General features: G+C 47.0%; 19 protein-coding genes. 11 read left to right on the forward strand and 8 right to left on the reverse strand.

Going from position 1 to position 19520, the window contains the following annotated elements:
* A partial coding sequence (locus tag WC259_RS01400) for a biotin--[acetyl-CoA-carboxylase] ligase (protein ID WP_372642873.1) occupies positions 1-600 on the forward strand: 600 nt, incomplete at its 5' end.
* A gap of 69 nt (positions 601-669) precedes the next feature.
* On the opposite strand, the gene WC259_RS01405 is transcribed toward WC259_RS01400, so the two are convergent.
* Together WC259_RS01405 and WC259_RS01410 are read right to left on the reverse strand one after the other, a co-directional pair.
* Positions 670-1473 (reverse strand): slipin family protein, encoded by an 804-nt coding sequence (locus tag WC259_RS01405; RefSeq protein ID WP_011309326.1) that lies wholly within the window; start codon positions 1471-1473, stop codon positions 670-672.
* A complete protein-coding gene (locus WC259_RS01410; protein WP_011309325.1) occupies positions 1474-1764 on the reverse strand; it encodes an NfeD family protein in 291 nt (96 codons plus the stop codon).
* A 140-nt stretch (positions 1765-1904) separates the two neighbouring features.
* On the opposite strand from WC259_RS01410, the gene WC259_RS01415 reads away from it, so the two are divergent.
* The 5 genes from WC259_RS01415 to hisB are packed head-to-tail and all read left to right on the forward strand — an operon-like array spanning position 1905 to position 7540.
* Entirely contained in the window at positions 1905-3143 is a 1239-nt protein-coding gene (locus tag WC259_RS01415) for an ATP phosphoribosyltransferase regulatory subunit (RefSeq protein ID WP_015407078.1), read from the forward strand.
* Positions 3136-4542, forward strand: coding sequence for an ATP phosphoribosyltransferase (gene hisG, locus WC259_RS01420; RefSeq protein ID WP_372642876.1), 1407 nt, complete (start codon positions 3136-3138; stop codon positions 4540-4542). Before WC259_RS01415 ends, hisG begins: the two co-directional genes overlap by 8 nt.
* Before the next feature lie 6 nt (positions 4543-4548).
* Complete coding sequence (gene hisD / locus WC259_RS01425; RefSeq protein WP_015407076.1) at positions 4549-5859, forward strand: histidinol dehydrogenase; 1311 nt, start codon at positions 4549-4551, stop codon at positions 5857-5859.
* Between the two features lie 12 nt (positions 5860-5871).
* A complete protein-coding gene (hisC, locus tag WC259_RS01430; protein WP_015407075.1) occupies positions 5872-6948 on the forward strand; it encodes a histidinol-phosphate transaminase in 1077 nt (358 codons plus the stop codon).
* A 1-nt stretch (position 6949) separates the two neighbouring features.
* Positions 6950-7540 (forward strand): imidazoleglycerol-phosphate dehydratase HisB, encoded by a 591-nt coding sequence (gene hisB, locus WC259_RS01435; RefSeq protein ID WP_011309320.1) that lies wholly within the window; start codon positions 6950-6952, stop codon positions 7538-7540.
* Between the two features lie 72 nt (positions 7541-7612).
* On the opposite strand, the gene WC259_RS01440 is transcribed toward hisB, so the two are convergent.
* From WC259_RS01440 to guaA, 6 genes are read right to left on the reverse strand one after another with little or no spacing between them, the layout of a single operon-like run.
* Positions 7613-8527, reverse strand: coding sequence for a phosphoribosylaminoimidazolesuccinocarboxamide synthase (locus WC259_RS01440; protein WP_015407074.1), 915 nt, complete (start codon positions 8525-8527; stop codon positions 7613-7615).
* Positions 8528-9883, reverse strand: a complete 1356-nt coding sequence (gene purB / locus WC259_RS01445) for an adenylosuccinate lyase (RefSeq protein WP_011929075.1) — start codon at positions 9881-9883, stop codon at positions 8528-8530. It lies immediately after the preceding gene.
* On the reverse strand, positions 9880-10344 hold the full coding sequence (purE, locus tag WC259_RS01450) for a 5-(carboxyamino)imidazole ribonucleotide mutase (RefSeq protein WP_011309317.1): 465 nt from the start codon (positions 10342-10344) through the stop codon (positions 9880-9882). The genes purB and purE overlap by 4 nt, the downstream gene beginning before the upstream one ends.
* Positions 10335-11612, reverse strand: a complete 1278-nt coding sequence (gene purD, locus WC259_RS01455; RefSeq protein WP_011309316.1) for a phosphoribosylamine--glycine ligase — start codon at positions 11610-11612, stop codon at positions 10335-10337. The genes purE and purD overlap by 10 nt, the downstream gene beginning before the upstream one ends.
* A gap of 19 nt (positions 11613-11631) precedes the next feature.
* Positions 11632-11943, reverse strand: a complete 312-nt coding sequence (locus tag WC259_RS01460) for a hypothetical protein (RefSeq protein ID WP_011309315.1) — start codon at positions 11941-11943, stop codon at positions 11632-11634.
* Positions 11944-11949: 6 nt separating this feature from the next.
* Positions 11950-13551, reverse strand: a complete 1602-nt coding sequence (gene guaA, locus WC259_RS01465) for a glutamine-hydrolyzing GMP synthase (RefSeq protein ID WP_011309314.1) — start codon at positions 13549-13551, stop codon at positions 11950-11952.
* 231 nt (positions 13552-13782) lie between these two features.
* On the opposite strand from guaA, the gene WC259_RS01470 reads away from it, so the two are divergent.
* The 5 genes from WC259_RS01470 to ilvC all read left to right on the forward strand — a co-directional run bounded on the left by WC259_RS01470 (position 13783) and on the right by ilvC (position 19452).
* Positions 13783-14424, forward strand: coding sequence for an L-threonylcarbamoyladenylate synthase (locus WC259_RS01470; protein ID WP_078986878.1), 642 nt, complete (start codon positions 13783-13785; stop codon positions 14422-14424).
* 100 nt (positions 14425-14524) lie between these two features.
* A complete protein-coding gene (gene ilvD, locus WC259_RS01475; RefSeq protein ID WP_015407072.1) occupies positions 14525-16192 on the forward strand; it encodes a dihydroxy-acid dehydratase in 1668 nt (555 codons plus the stop codon).
* Positions 16193-16213: 21 nt separating this feature from the next.
* Positions 16214-17923, forward strand: coding sequence for a biosynthetic-type acetolactate synthase large subunit (gene ilvB / locus WC259_RS01480; RefSeq protein WP_011309311.1), 1710 nt, complete (start codon positions 16214-16216; stop codon positions 17921-17923).
* Entirely contained in the window at positions 17899-18435 is a 537-nt protein-coding gene (ilvN, locus tag WC259_RS01485) for an acetolactate synthase small subunit (protein ID WP_011309310.1), read from the forward strand. Before ilvB ends, ilvN begins: the two co-directional genes overlap by 25 nt.
* Positions 18436-18453: 18 nt before the next feature.
* Positions 18454-19452 carry a ketol-acid reductoisomerase gene (ilvC, locus tag WC259_RS01490; protein ID WP_119194194.1) on the forward strand — a complete coding sequence of 333 codons (999 nt, stop codon included), beginning with the start codon at positions 18454-18456 and terminating at the stop codon, positions 19450-19452.
* Positions 19453-19520 lie beyond the last annotated feature (68 nt).

Here is a 19520-nt window from a genome sequence, read left to right on the forward strand (position 1 = left end):
AAAAGACTATGGGTATCGCCTCAGGGTAATATATATATGTCGTTTATACTGCGTCCCAGTCAGACTGAGCTTTCACGCCTGATAATGGCCGCTTCACTGGCAATCAGCTTCGCTATACAAGATACCACCGGCATAATGACCGAGCTGAAATGGCCGAATGATATCCTGATAAACGGCAAGAAAGTTTGCGGCATGCTGGTGGAAAATGATATCCGGGACGGGCAGGTGAATTTCAGCGTGGTGGGGCTGGGTATAAATGTAAACGCAGATATGCAGGATTATCCTGAACTGAAAGATATTGCCACTAGCCTGATAAACCATACAGGTAAACCTGTCAGCCGTGAGAAACTGATACTAAGCTTTTTGCACGAGTTTGAAAGGCTATACCTTGACCTGAATGAACACGGGAAATGTGTTTTTGAGATGTGGAAAAAACGGCTGATTACGCTGGGTAAAGAAGTAGATGTAACCAGCGGCAAAGATATTTATAGCGGTATTGTGGAAACGGTAGCCTCAGACGGAAGCCTTAAAATTCGGCTGGCGGACGGCAATCTGGTACATATAGTGGCCGGTGACGTAAGCCTGCGGCATGCTGAGTGATATTTATATGTCTGTATTCAAAAAGGCCTGCCCAAAAGGCAGGCCTTCTGATTTCTTCGAGGGTTAAGACTATTCTTTGGTATCTTTTTCAGTTTTCGGGTTTGTCATGCCCTTCCCCTTGTCCATAAACATACTGATAAGGTCTATGGGTACGGGGAATATAATGGTATTGGAATGTTCGGAAGCGATTTCGGTCATAGTTTGCAGATAACGCAACTGCAGGCTGACCGGTTCTTGGGCAATAACTTTGCCGGCCTGAGCCAGTTTCTGGGAAGCCTGCATTTCACCTTCGGCATGAATAATCTTGGCACGGCGTACGCGTTCAGCTTCCGCCTGCGCAGCCATGGAACGTTTCATAGCTTCGGGCAGTTCCACTTCTTTTATTTCCACAATACTGACCTTGATACCCCAGGGGGCAGTTGCTTCGTCTATAATCTGCTGAAGTATCTGGTTCAGTTTTTCGCGCTGAGAGAGCAATTCGTCAAGTTCGGACTGGCCTAGTACATTTCTAAGAGTAGTCTGTGAAATCTGCGAAGTTGCCCGGAAATGGTCTACTACCTTGACCACTGAGGCTTCAGGGTCTACCACTCTGAAATAGACTACGGCGTTAACCCGTACGGTTACGTTGTCACGGGTGATAACTTCCTGTCCGGGTACATCCATAGTAACTACCCGAAGGTCAACCTTTACCATGCGGTCTACAAAGGGTATAAGGAAGAATAAACCCGGCCCTTTGCCGCCGATAAGACGGCCCAGACGGAATATGACACCCCTTTCATACTCGGTAACTACCTTGATGGCCATACTGAGTATAAGCAACAGTACAACCAGAACCACACCAACAGTAATTAAGGTGTTTAAGGTTTCCTCCATTTATTCACTCCTTTCCATCTTGACATACAACTTAAGTCCTTCCAGCCGGACTATAACTACTTCCTGCCCCACTTCGGCAGAACCGTTTTCAATATGCGCTGACCATATTTCCCCATCATACAGCACCTTGCCTTCGGGGTTAAGCGGGGTTTTTACCAAAGCTTTCTTGCCATATAGTTCTTCTTTACCTGTAGCAGCCTGTTTCAGGTGGGCACTGACTACTTGATTCACCACAAAAATAATTATCAGAACAACTATGACGATTAAAGAGGCTATCCAATACCAGCTCATTTTTTCTCCTTCACCTGCCACACCAGACGCCTAAAGTATATTGCTTTAAGGTATAATATTTCAATGGTTTGACTATTATTTGATTGGTCACGCCGGGTATTGTAAAATCTACACACTAACATAAAATGGAGTAGAAGACTATGATTGCGCGTTGTAAAGGTTGCAGCGATTTATTGCCCGAAGATATGCTTCGGTTCAGGTATATAGAGAGCATTTTCCATGACAGTTGCATCACCTGGGGATACGAAGAAGTGCGTACCCCCATGCTTGAATATCTGAGTCTGTTTACTTCCAGCGGCACACTTACCCCCCAGATGTTAAAAAGGGTGTATTCCTTTTTGGATTGGGACGGCTGGAGCGGTGAAAGAGTGGTTTTACGCCCGGATGGCACTATACCTGCTGCCAGACTGTATATTGACAGCCTGCAGGAAATGGAGGTTGCCCGTCTTTGTTACACCTCCAGTATTTTCCGTTTTGATGAAACGGGCAAAAAATCCCGCGAAAACTGGCAACTGGGAGCTGAACTGATAGGGGTTACCAGCCCTGAAGCCAATGCCGAGCTGATTACGCTGGCGCTGGAAACCCTTGCCAGACTGGGTTTTGAAGACGTGGAGCTAAGGCTTTCACATGCCCAGCTTATAAAAGCGGTGCTGGCCCAGCTTGAGCCGAATGCTGATGAACAGCATAAAATATTTGACCAGCTGCTGGACGGAGATATTGCCCTGATGAGCAGGCTTGAAACCGAAAAGCCAGAACTTTTCCGCACCCTGAAACTGCTTATGGAAAATAAAGGCACTTCAGCCTCTTTCCTGAAAAATGTGATGGCCATGGCCGGTACCGCAGGCGGCGAGCTGGAAGAACCCCTTAATGATTTCATTGCCGGGGTGGACGTGCTGGATAAATTGGGTGTCAGCTATCAGATTGACCTTGCCTCCGGCAAGGGTTTTGAATACTATACCGGTGTAATTTTCCACCTGTTTGTAAACGGCGAACATGTAGGCGGCGGCGGCCGCTATGATAAACTGATACCTCTGCTGGGCGGACCTGATAAGCCGGCGGCCGGGTTTGCTTTGTATCTGAACCGTCTTATCCCCATGATAGATGCTGAAGATATGTACGATATGGTTGAAGAAAAGATACTTATTAAATACCAGGGTGATAACCTTAAGAATGCCTATGAAATAGCTAACCTTATCCGCGAGTGCGGTATAAGCGCCGAGCTTTTTTACCCCGGTGTGGATACGGCAGCCTATGGCTGGGCAGTAACCGTCAAAGCTGAAGATTGCTACGAGGTAACAGACCTGATTGAAGACAAAACTTTAGAGCTTAAAGAACAGTCTGAGGTTATTTACTTGTTAAACGGTGAAGAAGATGCTTAGAGTGGCTCTGCCAAAGGGCAGATTGCTTGGTGATACCAAAACCCTGCTGGAGAAAAGCCAGTGGGGGCTTGACGGATACATGGATAAAGCCAAAATCTATTGCTTTAAATCTGTCTCAAATCCTGAAATGTCCGCCAAGATATTTCACGAGAAAGACATACCCATTCAGCTGGCCATAGGCAACTATGATTTGGGTGTATGCGGAGCAGACTGGCTTACCGAGCTGACTTCACGCTATCCCTCCAGCAATATAATCAAGCTGAAAAATCTGGGCTACGGGCATGGCGCGTTATATGCCGCTACGGCTATTAACAGCCGGTATGACAGTCTGGCAGCACTGTCTGCCTGCACTACCCGCATACGCATTGCCAGTGAATACCCCAATATTGCCGAGGCGTTTGCCATGCAGTTGCGGCTTAAAAATTTTAGTATTTTCCCTCTTTGGGGTTCGGCAGAAGCTTATCCGCCGGATACAGCTGAAGTGGTCATACTGCCCCGCAAATCTGAGGCGGATTTGGCCAAGAAAAATCTGCGTTCCATCGCCAAAGTGCTGGATTTTAAAGCCTATCTTATAGCTAACAGCCAAAGCCTTGAAGAAAAGGACCTGAGCGGGGCTATTTCATCTGTAATGGCAAATATCAGCCAGTATATTGAACCCAAGGCTGAAGATATTAAAATTGAGCCGTTAAATGCCTGCCAGCCGTCATTTCTGGATATGCCGGATGACACTGTCCGTTTGGCACTGCCTGACGGACACCAGCAACCCCATGTCCGTAAGATACTGGATGCCGCCGGGATATCTATTGAAGATTACCCTTCCGCCAGCGGCAATCACCGGCCTGCTTTCGGCATAAACGGCATTGCGGTAAAAGTAATCCGTCCGCAGGATATGCCTATACAGGTAGCCAACGGCAATTTTGATCTGGCTATTACCGGGCATGACTGGCTGACCGACCATCTCTACCAATTCCCGACCAGCCCGGTCAAAGAACTGCTGGACCTGAAATACGGCTGGGTGAAACTGGTAGCGGTAGTACACAATGATGTACCGGTTGCCAATTTGGAGGAACTGAAAAACTACTGCGGCAACCGTGAAATGCGGATAGCCTCCGAATATACCAATATCTCTGACTTTTATGCCAGAAGCAACCATTTGGGGCATTACCGCATTGTTCCTACGTGGGGAGCAACTGAGGCCTTTCTGCCTGAAGATGCCGATATGCTGGTGGAAAATACCGAGACCGGCGGCACTATTGCCCGCCATAACCTGAAAATAATAGATACCTTGTTTGAATCTACCGCCTGTGTTATAGCAAACTACCAGAGTGTAGTTTCCGCAGCCAAGAGTGAGCGGATAAACAAAGTGATAAATATGTTTAAGAAGGCATTGGAGGCCTAAAGTAAAATGAAAATAATCCGCGGGTTTGCCCAAGCAGAAAAAAGGCTTTCCCGCCGGGATAAGGCCGGGTTCTTTCTGGATGAAACTGAAAGAACCGAACTTGCCAGACGGCTGGGGGTAGACCCTGAAAAGGCTGTAAACGGCATAATTGCAGATGTACGCAAGCAGGGCGATGAAGCTGTTTTAGGGTACACCCTGAAGTTTGACCGCGCCAATCTGTCAAAGCTGGAGGTTGGACAGCCGGAAATCCAGCAAGCCGCCAGTGAAATTCCTGCTGAACTATTTGAAGCCCTTCAATTGGCAGCCTCTCAAATACGGGCTTATCACCGTTTTCAGAAAGAAGCCGTCTGGAAAGCGGCTGAAATCATGCAAGGCAAACAGCTTATCCGCCCGCTGGAACGGGTAGGTTTATATGTGCCCGGCGGCAAAGCTTTTTACCCCTCAACCGTGCTTATGACCGCTATTCCGGCCAGAGAAGCCGGGGTTAAAGAAATTATACTGGTTACTCCTCCGGGAGCAAACGGCAAAATACCTGCACCAACCTTGGCGGCAGCTCAGATAGCCGGTGTAGACCGCATATTCGCTTGCGGAGGCGCTCAAGCAGTGGCAGCCTTGGCTTTTGGTACAAAGTCCATACCCAAAGTAGACAAGATATGCGGGCCGGGTAATATATTTGTTACATTGGCTAAAAAAGCCGTATTCGGGGTAGTAGATATTGACGGACTTCAGGGGCCCAGCGAAGTGTTGATAGTAGCTGACCAGTATGCTAACGCCGAATATTGTGGCTCGGATATTTTGGCACAGGCAGAACATGATGCACTGGCTTCATCAATACTTATAACCACGTCTGAAGATTTGGCTAACAGGGTAAATGATATTGTGGAATCAAAAGCCGATACCTGTTCCCGCAGGGATATTATCAAGCAATCTCTACGGGATAATGGACTGATTGCGGTGGTGGATAATATAAACGAGGCTATCAAACTGGCCAACATGTATGCCGCCGAACATCTGTGCCTGCTGGTAAAAGATTCGGAGAAATACCTTCCCCAAATAAATCATGCCGGTTGCATATTCTACGGAGAAAAGGCCAGTGTAGTTATGGGGGATTACGTAGCCGGACCAAGCCATGCATTGCCCACTTCCGGCACAGCCCGTTTCAGTTCTCCCCTTAATATACTTGATTTTGTAAAATATATAGATATTGTCAAAGTGGATAAACAGGATATTGCAAAGCTAGGGCAAGCTGCCGCTACTATTGCCAAGGCTGAAGGGCTGGAATGCCATGCCGAAGCTGTTTTGAAGCGGCTGGAATAAGCGAGAAATAATATGACCTATAATCTGAAGAAATATATACGCACAGACCTGGAGGACTTTGCCGGATATTCTGCCTGCAAAGCACCCGAACTGGTCAAAACCAGCAAACTGATAATCAAGCTGGATGCCAATGAAAACCTGTACGGGGCTGCCCCAACTGTGCGGCAGGCTATGGCTGAGTTCAATCAGTATCATATTTACCCTGATGCCACCCAGTCTGAAATCCGCCGATTGCTCTCTGAATATACAGGTGTAGCTGTTGAGCAAATTGTCTGCGGGGCAGGTTCTGACCAGCTGATAGATTTGTTGCTTCGGCTGTTTATAAACCCCGGAGACGAGGTTATTAATTGTCCGCCTACCTTTGCCATGTATAAATTTTATACTGAGCTGAACCGAGGCAAGATAGTCAATGTACCGCGTGATGCCAGCTATAACATAAATATTGCCGCGATAAACAATGCCATTACCCCGCAAACCAAGCTGATATTTATAGCCGCCCCCAATAACCCCACAGGCACGGCCATAAGCAAAGAGGAAATCCGTCAGATACTGGATTTGGGTGTACCCACCGTAGTTGATGAAGCCTATTACGAATTTACCGGACAGACTATGGTTTCGGATATGTCAAAATACCCTAACCTTATGATACTCCGCACCTTTTCAAAATGGGCAGGACTGGCAGGTCTCCGGGTAGGTTATGGACTATTCCCACCGATAATTGCCGACTATCTGTCACGTATCAAAGACCCTTATTCGGTAAATATTGCAGCTGATGCGGCCGTCCGCCAGACCATGCTCCAGCGTGAGTATATGCTGGAAACTGTAAAAAAGATTGTTAATGAACGGCAGCGGTTATATACTGAACTAAGTAAATTTGGCTGGCTGAAACCATATCCTTCTGTGGCCAATTTTATTTTGTGCAAACTTCTTAAAGGCAAAGCCAAAGAAGTTCAGCATGAACTGGAGTCAAAGGGTATTCTGGTAAGGTGCTTTGATGCCCCGATGATGGAGAACTGCCTGCGTTTTTCAGTGGGCAAACCCGAAGATACAGACGGACTGTTAAAAGCTCTGGGTGAAATGGGGGAATAATATGACCAAAAGAACAGCATCTATAAAAAGGCAGACTACCGAAACTACCATTAGCCTGAGCCTTAATTTAGACGGCACCGGTCAGGCAGACATGTGTACCGGGGTCAGGCTGTTTGACCATATGCTTTCCCAACTGGCTAAGCATGGGTTATTTGACATAAATATTTCTGCCAACGGAGATGATATCCATCATCTGGTTGAAGATGTGGCACTTACCCTTGGCAAAGCCTTTAATGAAGCTTTAGGGGAACGCAAAGGGATTGTCCGCATGGCTGATGCTACTGTACCCATGGATGATTCTTTGGCTTCAGTAGCCTTGGACTTAAGCGGAAGGGGATATGCGGTAATGGATTTGTCTTTTGCCAAAAACGACCTTACCGGCTTCCCTACAGACTTGGTCAGGCACTTTCTGGAGACCTTTGCTATTGAAGGGCGGCTTAATTTGCATGCCCGTATTCTTTATGGCTCTAATGACCACCATAAAGCCGAAGCCCTTTTTAAGGCGCTGGCGAGGGCACTGGACAAAGCTACCAGTATTGACCCCAGACGCGAGGGTGTTGCCCCCAGCACCAAAGGCATGCTGGAAAACTGATTTAAATAATTTACAGAATTAAAAAAGGGGCGGAAAGCCCCTTTTATTTTTTATATCATATATATAGCAGAATTAACCCAACTTCAGGCCGGTTATTCTTTCATAAGCATATTCATAGCGGAGGGTAGTTGATTTGATAACCTCATCCGGCAGTACCGGACCGGGAGGCTCTTTGTTCCAGCTGATAGTCTCCAGATAATCCCGCACAGGCTGTTTGTCATAGCTGTCCTGCGCTTCGCCCACTTTATAGGTTTTTTCATCCCAAAAGCGGCTGGAATCCGGGGTAAGAGCTTCGTCAATAAGGATAAGTTCAGTCCCATCCAGACCAAACTCAAACTTGGTGTCGGCAATAATAATGCCCCTATTACGGGCATATTCACGGCCGAATTTATAGAGCTCCAAGCTCTTTCTAGCCAGTTTATCCGCCAGATCCTTGCCAACCATACCTTCCAGTTCAGCAATAGACATAGGGCGGTCATGTTCGCCATCACCCTTAGTGGTAGGGGTAAAGATAGGTTTGGGTAGCTCCTGACTTTGCTGAAGACCTTTTGGCATGGAGACGCCATTCACTGTACCCAGTTTTTTGTATTCACTCCAAGCTGACCCGGCAATATAACCACGCACTACACATTCAACAGAAACCCGATTTACCTTTTTAACTACCATACTTCTGCCAATCAGATATTCAGGGTATTTGAAACGTTCTGCTGATGGCAGGTATTTATCCAGACAACTGGTATTTTCAACCAGCTCTATTACATGGTTAGGTATGATATGGGCCGTTTTTTCAAACCAGAATGATGAAATACGGTTCAGAACACGCCCTTTGCCGGATATGCCTGAAGGCAATATTACATCAAAGGCTGAAATGCGGTCACTAGCCACGATAAGCAGTTTATCACCCAGCAAATAGGTATCACGCACTTTGCCTTTTATGAAAGAAGGCAGGGGCAGGGCTGTTTCCATTAGTACTTTGATGTCAGTCATTTATATAGCTCTGGGAGCCAACCCCTCATCAGAGGAAGCCTCCCCATCTTTCTTCCACTGGGAATTAGTCAGTCCTACCCGTCTGAATATATCATCTATATAACGCAGGTAAAACTTGTAATCAAATAATTCATCAATTTCACCACAAGACATATGTTCCATAACCTCGGTATCAGCTTTGAGCAGATTCATGAAATTATCTTCACCCTGCCAGGTACGCATGGCATTCCGCTGTACCATTTTGTAAGCCTGCTGGCGGGAAAGGCCCTTGTTTATCAGTGCAAGCATAACCCTCTGCGAATAAACTAAACCGCCGGTCAGATTCAAATTCTTTTCCATCTGTTCGGGGAAAACATTCAAGCCCTTTATAACATTGGTAAAGATGTGCAAAGCATAATCCAGCAGCAAACACCCGTCAGGCATTATCACCCGTTCGGTAGAAGAATGGCTGATATCACGCTCATGCCAGAGCGGCTGATTTTCCATGGCAGTAACGGAATAACCGCGTATTATGCGGGCAATACCGCAAATACGTTCGCAAAGCTCAGGATTTTTCTTATGAGGCATAGCTGATGAACCGGTTTGACCTTTTTCAAAGGGTTCTTCGGCCTCGTGGCATTCAGTCTTTTGGAGTGCCCGTATTTCGGTTGCAAATTTCTCCAGTGAACCGGCAATAATGGCCAGAGTAGTCATGTACTGGGCATGGCGGTCACGCTGGATTACCTGATTTGATATGGGGGCAGGTGAAAGCCCCAGTTTTTTGCAGGCTATCTCTTCAATTTCGGGTGACAGAGTAGCATAAGTGCCTACCGCCCCTGACATTTTACCAACTGTAATGGCTTTGGTAGCTTCGGTAAGACGCTGACGGTTGCGTTTCATTTCTTCCATCCACAGGGCTAGTTTCAGCCCGAAGGAGATGGGTTCGGCATGTACGCCATGAGTGCGGCCTACCTGAACGGTATATTTATGCTCCATAGCTTTGGCTGCCAGAGCATTTATCAGCTCTTTAATGCCGCTGTTAAGTATTTTTGAGGCTTCTACCAGCTGGAGGCTGAGAGCCGTGTCCATAACATCTGAAGAAGTCATGCCCATATGGATAAAGCGGGACTCCTCACCCAAACTTTCAGCTACAGAACCCAAGAAAGCCGTCATGTCATGGTGGGTTTCTTTAAGAAGCTCTTCCATGCGTTTGAAATTCAAACGTGCCAGTTTGATTTTGGTGATATCCTCCCGTGAGATTACACCTAGTTTAGCCCAAGCTTCACAAACTGCAATCTCAATATCCAGCCAATAAGCAAACTTACTCTCGTCTGACCAGACTTTTTTCATTTGAGGGCGGCTATATCGCTCTATCATTTGTTTTCACCTTTTAGTTCCTGACGGTAGCTTACGTAAGCCTGACGGATATTTTGATATTTTAAACCCAGAATTTCGGCCGCCAGATAAGCCGCATTTTTAGCACCCGCAGCACCAATAGCTACTGTAGCTACCGGTATACCGGCCGGCATCTGGACTATAGAGTACAGGGCGTCAACTCCTTTGAGTTCACTGGAAGCAATAGGGACACCAATAACCGGCAGTGTTACCCAGCTGGCAATTACCCCCGGCAGATGCGCTGCGCCCCCGGCAGCAGCTATAATCAGTTCAATCCCCCGGTCAGGTGCATTCAAACAAAACTCCTGCACTTTTTCCGGAGTACGATGGGCAGACATAACCAGAGTTTCAAAAGAAATAGCCATTTTCTCCAGTATTTCTTCAGTGGGCTTCATAAACTCGGCGTCAGACTTGGACCCCATAACAATACTAACTAATGGCATAGTTCCCTCCCGTTAAACAAGGCTATGTCCCTGCGATACTGGCAATCTTCAAAAGATATGCGGTTGATATTTTTATATACATTATCTCTGGCGGCTTCTATACTTTCACCTTTACTTACCAGACACAACACCCGCCCGCCGTTAGTAAGTACTTCACCTTCTTCAGAAGCCACTGTGCCGGCATGAAAGACCAGTATATCTGATGGCATATCTGAAAGGCCGTTTATAGGTAATTTCTTGCGGTATTCAGCCGGGTAACCTCCGGAAGCCAATACCACCCCGACTGCACAGGAGTCTTCCATTTCTATATCCAGTTTATCAAGACGGCCTTCAATAGTGGCTTCCACTATCTCAAGCAAGTCTGTTTTAAGCAAGGGCAGTAGTACCTGGGTTTCAGGATCTCCAAAACGGGCATTAAACTCCATCACTTTTGGCCCTTCGGCTGTTATCATCAGTCCGGCATATAAAACGCCTTTATAGATAATACCGCGGTCTGCCAGAGCCTTTATGACTGGCAGCAGAATGCGGGACATTATTTCTTCTTTCAGTTCAGGTGTGAAAAAAGCGGGAGGCGTATAGCTACCCATACCGCCGGTATTGGCACCTTTATCACAGTCATATATCCTTTTATAATCACAAGCGGCACTTAACGGAGCAACAGTTTTGCCATCTGTAAAAGCAAAAAAGCTCATTTCCCGCCCAACCATGCATTCTTCTATAACCACATTTTCACCGGCTTCACCAAATATTTTGGCTTCCATCATATCTGATAAAGCTGCCATAGCCTGGTCATAGGTTTGGGCAACCGTAACCCCTTTGCCACCTGCCAGACCGTCGGCTTTGACCACAACCGGCATTTCCAGCCTACTTAAATATGAACAGGCTTTTTCATAACTTGAAAAACTGCGGCTGTAAGCGGTGGGGATTTTGTTTGAAAGAAGCAGCTCTTTGGTAAAAACCTTGCTGGATTCCAGCTGGGATGCTTCACGGCAGGGACCGAATATGCGTAAACCTGCAGAGGTAAACACATCTACTACTCCTCCTGCCAGAGGTGCTTCAGGGCCTACAAAAGTAAGGTCTATAGCCTTGTCTTTGGCAAACACCAGCAAACTCTTGATATTTGTACAGTTTATAGCTACATTTTCAGCTATAAGGCTTGTGCCGGCATTACCGGGGGCAACGTATATTTTTGTAACTTTCGGGCTCTGGGAAAGCTTCCAGACAATAGCATGCTCCCTTGCCCCATTTCCAATAACCAGAACTTTCAGAGTTGTCTCCTCAGCAAAACTAAACTATTCTTTTGCCCCGCTCGTAGCGTCCGTGCCACTGGGTAGCATAGAATTCATAATTGCCGTCTTCCCTTAAGAAAAGGAACTTTGAGTCTATATCCGTATTATGCCGGCAGGCAGGCGGGAAATTTATGGTATTTGACTCCATGCACTGCCAGATAGTTTCATCACTCCAGTGGCCTTTTTTCCTGACTGTCAGTACTATCTCTTCAGCGGAAGCACGCCCACCCAAACCCGTCAGTGCTTTTTTGACTTCGTCCAGGCAGGTTTCGGGTGTATAGCCTCTTCCCATGATATAACCGCCGGTCATAATGCCTTACTCCCATTCAATAGTGGAGGGCGGTTTAGAGCTTATATCGTAAACCACCCTGTTCACTTCTTTTACCTCGTTAACAATCCGGTTGGATATAATGGACAGCAAATCATAAGGCAGTTTTGCCCAATCTGCAGTCATGGCATCTTCACTGGTTACAGCCCTGATGGCTACCAGATAACCATAGGTGCGGAAATCACCCATAACACCCACAGATTTAACATCGGTCAGTATGGCAAAACTTTGCCATACCTGGTGATACATTTTGGCTTTCTTTATTTCACTCATAACAATCCAGTCCGCAGAGCGGAGGATTTCCAGCTTTTCTCGGGTAACTTCCCCGATAATACGGATAGCCAAACCCGGTCCGGGGAAGGGCTGGCGCCAAATCATTTCATCCGGCAGACCCAGTTCCTTGCCCAGCAGTCTGACTTCATCTTTAAAGAGATACCGCAAAGGCTCAATCAGTTTTAGCTTCATATGGGCGGGCAGACCGCCCACATTATGGTGGCTTTTTATCTTGGCGGAAGCCTTTGATACGGAAGATACACTTTCTATAACATCCGGGTACAACGTCCCTTGTGCCAAGAAATCAATCTGCCCAAGTTTACAGGCTTCATCTTCAAATACTTTTATAAATTCGCTACCGATAACCTTGCGTTTCTGTTCGGGGTCAGTAATACCGCCAAGGCTTTCAAGAAAGCGGTCAATTGCGTCTACATATATTATTTTCATACCCATGTGGTTCTTAAAAACGTGCAGAGTACGGTCAGCTTCTTCACGCCGAAGGAGACCATTATTTACATAAATACAAGTCAGTTGGTCACCTATAGCTTTATGGATAAGGGAAGCCACTACCGCCGAATCTACACCGCCGGAAAGGGCACAGATAACCTGCCCGTCACCGACCTGTTCACGTATGTTTTGAATGCTTTCCTGAATATAGTTGCCCATAGTCCAGTTAGCGTGGCATTTACATATATTGAAAACGAAATTTTTAAGAATGATTTTGCCATGGGGAGAATGGACAACTTCGGGGTGAAACTGCAAACCGTAAATATCAGATTCATTACCCATAACTGCCACCGGGCAGTTTTCGGTATAAGCCAGAGACTTGAAGCCAGCCGGCAGTTTCTCAATACGGTCACCATGGCTCATCCAGACGGGAGAAGGTTCAGGCATATCTGCCAAAAGTTCAGTATTTATCACGTTAGAGTGGAGCAGGGCATGGCCATACTCACGTTTATCACTGTGCTCAACTACACCGCCCAATTGCTGGGTAATGGCCTGCATACCATAGCAGATACCCAAAACCGGCAGTTTGCTTTCAAATATATAGGCCGGAGCTAAAGGCGCTTCCGGTTCGTATACGCTGGAAGGGCCTCCGGAGAGGATAAAACCTCTGGGATTTAGATGGGCTATTTTCTCCCATGGAGTATCGTGGGAAACCAGCTCGCAATAGACATGCATTTCACGTATGCGGCGGGCGATGAGTAAGCTGTACTGGGAACCAAAATCAAAAATAACAATTGATTCACGCAGGGTTTCTTCACCTGAATCAATGCATTCCGATTTTGCACCGGACTTCTCTCTGGCGATTTCCAGATAGGTTGAAACTTCAATATCTCCGGTAGTGGAAACTCTCAGGCTTTCGGCAGATTGTTTATTATTCATTTCGCTCATCATTTTCTTGATGGTAGCTTAACATTATAGGCTAAAATTGTAAAGCAAACAGGCCTGTTTTTGCCCGGTTTAGGCCCAATAATACTTGACTAAACAGCTCAAGAGTATTTAGATATATCTACCGCTTTATAAAAAACTTAAGGTAATAAATATATGACACAAAATCAGTTTGATACGGATATGGAAATCCAGATAAATAGGGCAGTCCAAGTACTTAAAAATGGCGGAGTAGTAATATTCCCGACGGACACAGTTTACGCAGTGGGGGCATTAGCCAGCAATACCCATGCAGTTAACCGCGTATTTGACATAAAAGGCAGAACCAACACCAAAGGTTTGCCCGCTTTGATAGGGGATATTTCGCAGATACACCAGGTAGCTAAAATATTCCCGCCTCTGGCCCGGAAACTGGCAGCAGAGTACTGGCCGGGAGGGCTTACTCTGGTACTGCCCAAGACAGATAATATTCCGCTTGAGCTGACCGGTGGAAATGAAACCGTGGCTATACGGATACCCAATCAGGCGGCGGTTATTGAAATGCTGAAACGGGTGGCCGAACCTGTAACCGGCACCAGTGCCAACCTTAGCGGCTGCAAAAGCTCACTAAACGCTAGTGAAGCCAAAATCCAGCTGGGTGACAGGGTGGACTTTATCCTTGACGGGGGTCAGGTGAGCGGGGGAGTGGAATCTACTATCGTAGCCGTAAATAATGATGAACTGAAGATTATTCGCCAGGGGGCAATAAAAGAATCAGATATAATGAAAACAGCCGGAAAAACTGGCTATTCAGCTTGACAGCAAACGTGGACTGTGTTATGGTTAAACACTTCCAATAATCTGTCGTAAACCCGTCCTTAGAGGACGGTTTTTAATTCTTTCAAACGGGAGCGCATATATGAAAAGCGAAGATGTCAAACTAGGTATTGAACGTGCCCCTCACCGGTCTTTGCTGCGCGCTCTGGGTCTGAATACCGAAAGTTTCCAAAAACCCTTTATAGGTATAGTGAATAGCTTTACCGAAGTAGTCCCCGGTCATATTCACCTCAGACAGATTTCCGAAGCCGTCAAAGAAGGCATAAATGCCGCCGGCGGAGTAGGTTTTGAGTTTAATACCATTGCAGTTTGTGACGGTATCGCCATGAACCATGCCGGCATGAAATACAGCCTGCCCAGCCGTGAAATCATTGCCAACACAGTTGAAATAATGGCTATGGCCCATGCCTTTGACGGTCTGGTTTTCATACCTAACTGTGACAAGGTTGTGCCCGGTATGCTCATGGCCGCCTGCCGTTTGAATATCCCCTCTATATTTGTCAGCGGCGGCCCTATGCTGGCCGGACGTTTACGAAAGAATGACCAAGTTAGCTGTGTAGATTTAAATAGCGTTTTTGAAGCAGTTGGTCAGGTTGCCAAAGGCCAGATGACAGAAGAAGAACTGCTGGAACTGGAAAAAGTGGCTTGCCCCGGTTGCGGCAGTTGTGCAGGTATGTTTACCGCCAATACTATGAATTGCCTTACCGAAGCTCTGGGTATGGCCTTGCCAGGTAACGGCACCATACCAGCGGTAGATTCACGCCGCACTCAGCTTGCCAAAAGTGCCGGACAGCAGATAATGCAGCTGATAAAAGATAATATTTGCCCCAAAGATATAATAACTCCTGATGCCATTCACAATGCATTCAGTCTGGATGTGGCACTGGGCGGCAGTACCAATTCGGTACTGCACGTGATGGCTGTTGCTCATGAAGCCGGGGCTGATTTTTCACTGGAACAGATAAACCGGATAAGTGATTGTACCCCGAATTTGTGCAAGCTTCGCCCGTCCGGCCCGTACCATATTGAAAATCTTGACCAGGCAGGCGGAATAGGCAGTGTCCTGAAGGAACTGAAACCTTGGCTGAAAAATGATGCACGCACTGTCTCCGGTAAAACTATAGGACAACTGGCAGATGCCGCACCCAAAGCAGATAATAAAGTTATCCGTTTTGCTTCCAACCCGTATTCACCCAAAGGCGGATTGGCTGTTTTATTCGGTAACCTTGCACCTAATGGCAGTGTAGTCAAACGTTCTGCGGTTGCCCCTGAGATGATGGTTCATCGCGGGCCTGCCCGCATATTTGACTCTGAAGAGCTGGCGACTAAAGCTATTATGGGCGGGAAAATAAAGCCGGGTGATGTACTGGTTATCCGTTATGAAGGGCCTAAAGGCGGGCCTGGTATGCGGGAAATGCTTACCCCCACCTCACTTTTGGCCGGCATGGGGCTGGATAAAGAAGTAGCCCTGATTACTGACGGGCGTTTTTCCGGAGCAACCCGCGGAGCCGCCATGGGACATGTTTCACCTGAAGCAGCCGCTTGCGGGCCTATAGCAGCCTTGCAGGACGGGGATATGATAAATATTGATATCCATAACTATAAACTTTCGGTAGAGCTTTCAGATGAAGAAATCCAAAAGCGTTTGGCAAATGTGCCTGTTTTTGAACCGAAGATTAAAAGCGGTTACTTGAAATTTTATACAGAGAACGTCACCTCGGCCAGTACCGGGGCGGTTTTTAAAGACTAAGTCTAAGGGGGCAATGAGAAAATGAAATTGACTGGCGCCCAGATAGTATGCGAAAGTCTGCTCAAAGAAGGAGCAGGCATAATCTTCGGGTATCCGGGTGGAGTACTCTTGCCCTTGTACGATACTTTTACCCAGTACCCTGCCCTCAGGCATATATTGACCCGGCATGAACAGGGTGCCGCCCATGCCGCTGACGGTTTTGCCAGAGTTACCGGCAAGGTAGGTGTTTGTCTGGCAACGTCTGGGCCGGGTGCGACCAACCTGATTACCGGCATTGCCAATGCCTATATGGATTCAATTCCTATGGTAGCCATTACCGGTCAGGTTACACGTAACCTTATCGGCAAAGATGCTTTTCAGGAGATTGATATCACCGGTATCACTTTGCCCATTACCAAGCAGAATTATCTGGTAACCAAGGCAAGTTCTCTGGCAGATACTATAAAGGAAGCCTTTTATTTAGCCCGAACCGGACGCCCCGGCCCGGTGCTGATAGATATACCCAAAGATGTATTCATTGAACAGGCGGAGTTTGAATACCCCGATGAACCGGATTTGCCCGGTTACAAGCCCGTCATAAAGGGCAACCTGATGCAAATACAAAAGGCTGCCAGACTTATAGAAACAGCTGAAAAGCCGGTAATTATTGCCGGTCACGGAGTAAATATTTCAGGCGCCAACGAAGAACTGAAGACTCTGGCTGAAAACTGTCAGTTACCAGTTATTACCACTCTGCTAGGTGTCAGCAGTTTCCCCGAGGACCATGTCTTGAGTTATGGCATGCTGGGTATGCATGGTATGGCTTATGCCAATATGGCTGTAGCCGCCACTGACCTGATAATAGCCATAGGCATGCGTTTTGATGACCGGGTTACCGGCAAATTGAGCTCCTTTGCTCCTCATGCCAGTGTTATCCATATAGATATAGACCCTGCCGAAATAGGCAAAAATGTACGGGTTGATGTGCCCATCGTGGGTGATGTCAAAAATGTACTGAAATCACTCAACAAACAAGTGGAATGTGTTCAGCACCCTGACTGGCTGAGGCAACTGGAAAACTGGCGAAGGGAACACCCTCCGCTTTCCATACGGCATACTGACCTTATTCTGCCTCAGTATATAGTTCAACAGATAAGTGAAGCTACCCGCGGGAACGCTATTGTGGTTACCGGTGTGGGACAGCACCAGATGTGGGCCGCCCAGCATTATACCTATATCCGCCCCAACTCACTGGTAACTTCCGGCGGTTTGGGTACTATGGGGTTTGACTTGCCTGCCGCTTTGGGTGCCAAGGTTGGTTGCCCTGACGAAACTGTCTGGTGCATTGCCGGTGACGGCGGTTTCCAGATGAATATGCAGGAATTGGGAACAGTGGTACAAGAGAAAGCGGCCGTTAAAATAGCTGTTTTCAATAACGGCTATCTGGGCATGGTTCGCCAGTGGCAGGACTTGTTCTATAACAAAAATTATGTGGCCACTCCTTTAGGATGCCCTGACTTTATAAAAATAGCAGAAGCATACGGCATTCCGGCTTTAAATGTTAAACGCAAGGAAGACGTCCGCCCGGCTATTGAACAGGCTATGTCCACCGAAGGACCATTCCTTTTGAACTTTGTGATTGAACCCGAAGAAAACGTATATCCCATGGTTCCTCCCGGCGCCGCTCTCCACGAAGTACTGGAAGAACCTAAGAAAGAGGTGAGTGCATGTCCCCGACGAAGCATACCATAGTAGCTTTAGTTGAAGACAGACCCGGCGTATTAAACCGCATGGCCAGCCTTTTCAGACGGCGTGGTTTCAATATTGACAGTATTGCAGTTGGGCGGAGTGAGACACCGGGTTTTTCCCGCATGACCATTGTGGTTGACGGGGCTAATACCATGGTAGAGCAGGTACGCAAACAGCTTGATAAAGTGATAGATGTGGTAAAGGTATCCGACATTACCGGACAGGATATCATCTGCCGTGAACTGGCACTTATAAAAGTAAAATCCACCCCTGCCAACCGCAGTGAAATAATGCAGATTGTAGATATTTTCCGGGCAAAGATAGTGGACGTAGCTTCCGATTCGTTGACAGTGGAAGTAACCGGAGATGAAGAAAAAGTAAATTCGCTATATAATCTGTTACGTGCATTTGGTATTAAGGAGATAACCCGTACGGGACGAATTGCCATGACCCGCGGCGGGCTTGCTACGGCTACCGAACTGCAATCATCTAAAGAATTAAAAACAAAAGAGTAAAAAGCTCTAGGAGGAAAAATGGCTGTCATATATTACGATAAGGACTGTGATCTGAGCCTTATTGAAAAGAAACTTATTGGTATTGTCGGTTATGGTGCCCAGGGTCATGCCCATGCCCAGAACCTGCGTGATTCAGGCCTGAAAGTTATTGTAGCTTGTGTTGAAGGCGGACGCGGCTGGAAGAAAGCCACTGCTGACGGTTTTGAAGTAATGTGTGTAGCCGAAATGGCCAAAAAAGCTGACCTCATCATGATGCTGGCTCCTGATACCTCACAGGCCAAGATTTATAAAGATTCAGTTGAACAGGGGCTGAAGCCCGGTAAAATGCTGATGTTTGCCCACGGCTTCAATATACATTACGGGCAGATAGTACCCCCCTCATTTGTAGATGTGACCATGATAGCCCCCAAATGCCCCGGCTATATGCTCAGGCAGGTTTTCACCGAGGGTGCAGGCGCTCCTTCGCTGATTGCTGTTGAACAGGATGCCAGCGGCAAGGCCAAGGAACTGGCTCTGGCTTATGCCAAGGGTATCGGTTCCAACCGTGCCGGCATACTGGAAACTACTTTTGCCGAAGAAACCGAAACCGACCTATTTGGTGAGCAGGCTGTTTTATGCGGCGGCACTACCTCACTGGTCAAAGCAGGTTTTGAAACACTGGTTGAGGCCGGATATCAGCCCGAAGTGGCTTACTTCGAATGTCTGCATGAGTTAAAGCTGATTGTAGATTTGATGTACCAGGGCGGTATTGCCTATATGCGTGATTCCATTTCCGACACCGCCAAATACGGTGACTTCACCCGCGGTCCCAGAGTTATCAACGAGGATACCTATGAAACTATGGGCGAGATACTGGGTGAAATTCAGGATGGCAGCTTTGCCAAGGAATGGATACTGGAAAATCAGGCCGGACGTCCCGTTTACAATTCACTCCGCCGCATGGAGTCTGAGCACCTTATTGAAGAAGTGGGTGCCGAACTGCGCTCTATGATGAGCTGGCTGAAAAAGAAAAAGTAAAGGGTATTTTAAAATTACCATGACAGATTACATTCCAAATTATATAAGCGGACTGTATCACAGCCTGG

Source organism: Dehalococcoides sp. (assembly GCF_041654235.1).
GTDB classification, from domain to species: Bacteria; Chloroflexota; Dehalococcoidia; order Dehalococcoidales; family Dehalococcoidaceae; genus Dehalococcoides; species Dehalococcoides mccartyi_B.

Coding starts and splice junctions, on each gene's coding strand:
- WC259_RS01405 (WP_011309326.1), bottom strand. CDS start 1,473: ATGGAGGAAACCTTAAACACCTTAATTACTGTTGGTGTGGTTCTGGTT.
- WC259_RS01410 (WP_011309325.1), bottom strand. CDS start 1,764: ATGAGCTGGTATTGGATAGCCTCTTTAATCGTCATAGTTGTTCTGATA.
- WC259_RS01415 (WP_015407078.1), top strand. CDS start 1,905: ATGATTGCGCGTTGTAAAGGTTGCAGCGATTTATTGCCCGAAGATATG.
- hisG (WP_372642876.1), top strand. CDS start 3,136: ATGCTTAGAGTGGCTCTGCCAAAGGGCAGATTGCTTGGTGATACCAAA.
- hisD (WP_015407076.1), top strand. CDS start 4,549: ATGAAAATAATCCGCGGGTTTGCCCAAGCAGAAAAAAGGCTTTCCCGC.
- hisC (WP_015407075.1), top strand. CDS start 5,872: ATGACCTATAATCTGAAGAAATATATACGCACAGACCTGGAGGACTTT.
- hisB (WP_011309320.1), top strand. CDS start 6,950: ATGACCAAAAGAACAGCATCTATAAAAAGGCAGACTACCGAAACTACC.
- WC259_RS01440 (WP_015407074.1), bottom strand. CDS start 8,527: ATGACTGACATCAAAGTACTAATGGAAACAGCCCTGCCCCTGCCTTCT.
- purB (WP_011929075.1), bottom strand. CDS start 9,883: ATGATAGAGCGATATAGCCGCCCTCAAATGAAAAAAGTCTGGTCAGAC.
- purE (WP_011309317.1), bottom strand. CDS start 10,344: ATGCCATTAGTTAGTATTGTTATGGGGTCCAAGTCTGACGCCGAGTTT.
- WC259_RS01460 (WP_011309315.1), bottom strand. CDS start 11,943: ATGACCGGCGGTTATATCATGGGAAGAGGCTATACACCCGAAACCTGC.
- WC259_RS01470 (WP_078986878.1), top strand. CDS start 13,783: ATGACACAAAATCAGTTTGATACGGATATGGAAATCCAGATAAATAGG.
- ilvD (WP_015407072.1), top strand. CDS start 14,525: ATGAAAAGCGAAGATGTCAAACTAGGTATTGAACGTGCCCCTCACCGG.
- ilvB (WP_011309311.1), top strand. CDS start 16,214: ATGAAATTGACTGGCGCCCAGATAGTATGCGAAAGTCTGCTCAAAGAA.
- ilvN (WP_011309310.1), top strand. CDS start 17,899: ATGTCCCCGACGAAGCATACCATAGTAGCTTTAGTTGAAGACAGACCC.
- ilvC (WP_119194194.1), top strand. CDS start 18,454: ATGGCTGTCATATATTACGATAAGGACTGTGATCTGAGCCTTATTGAA.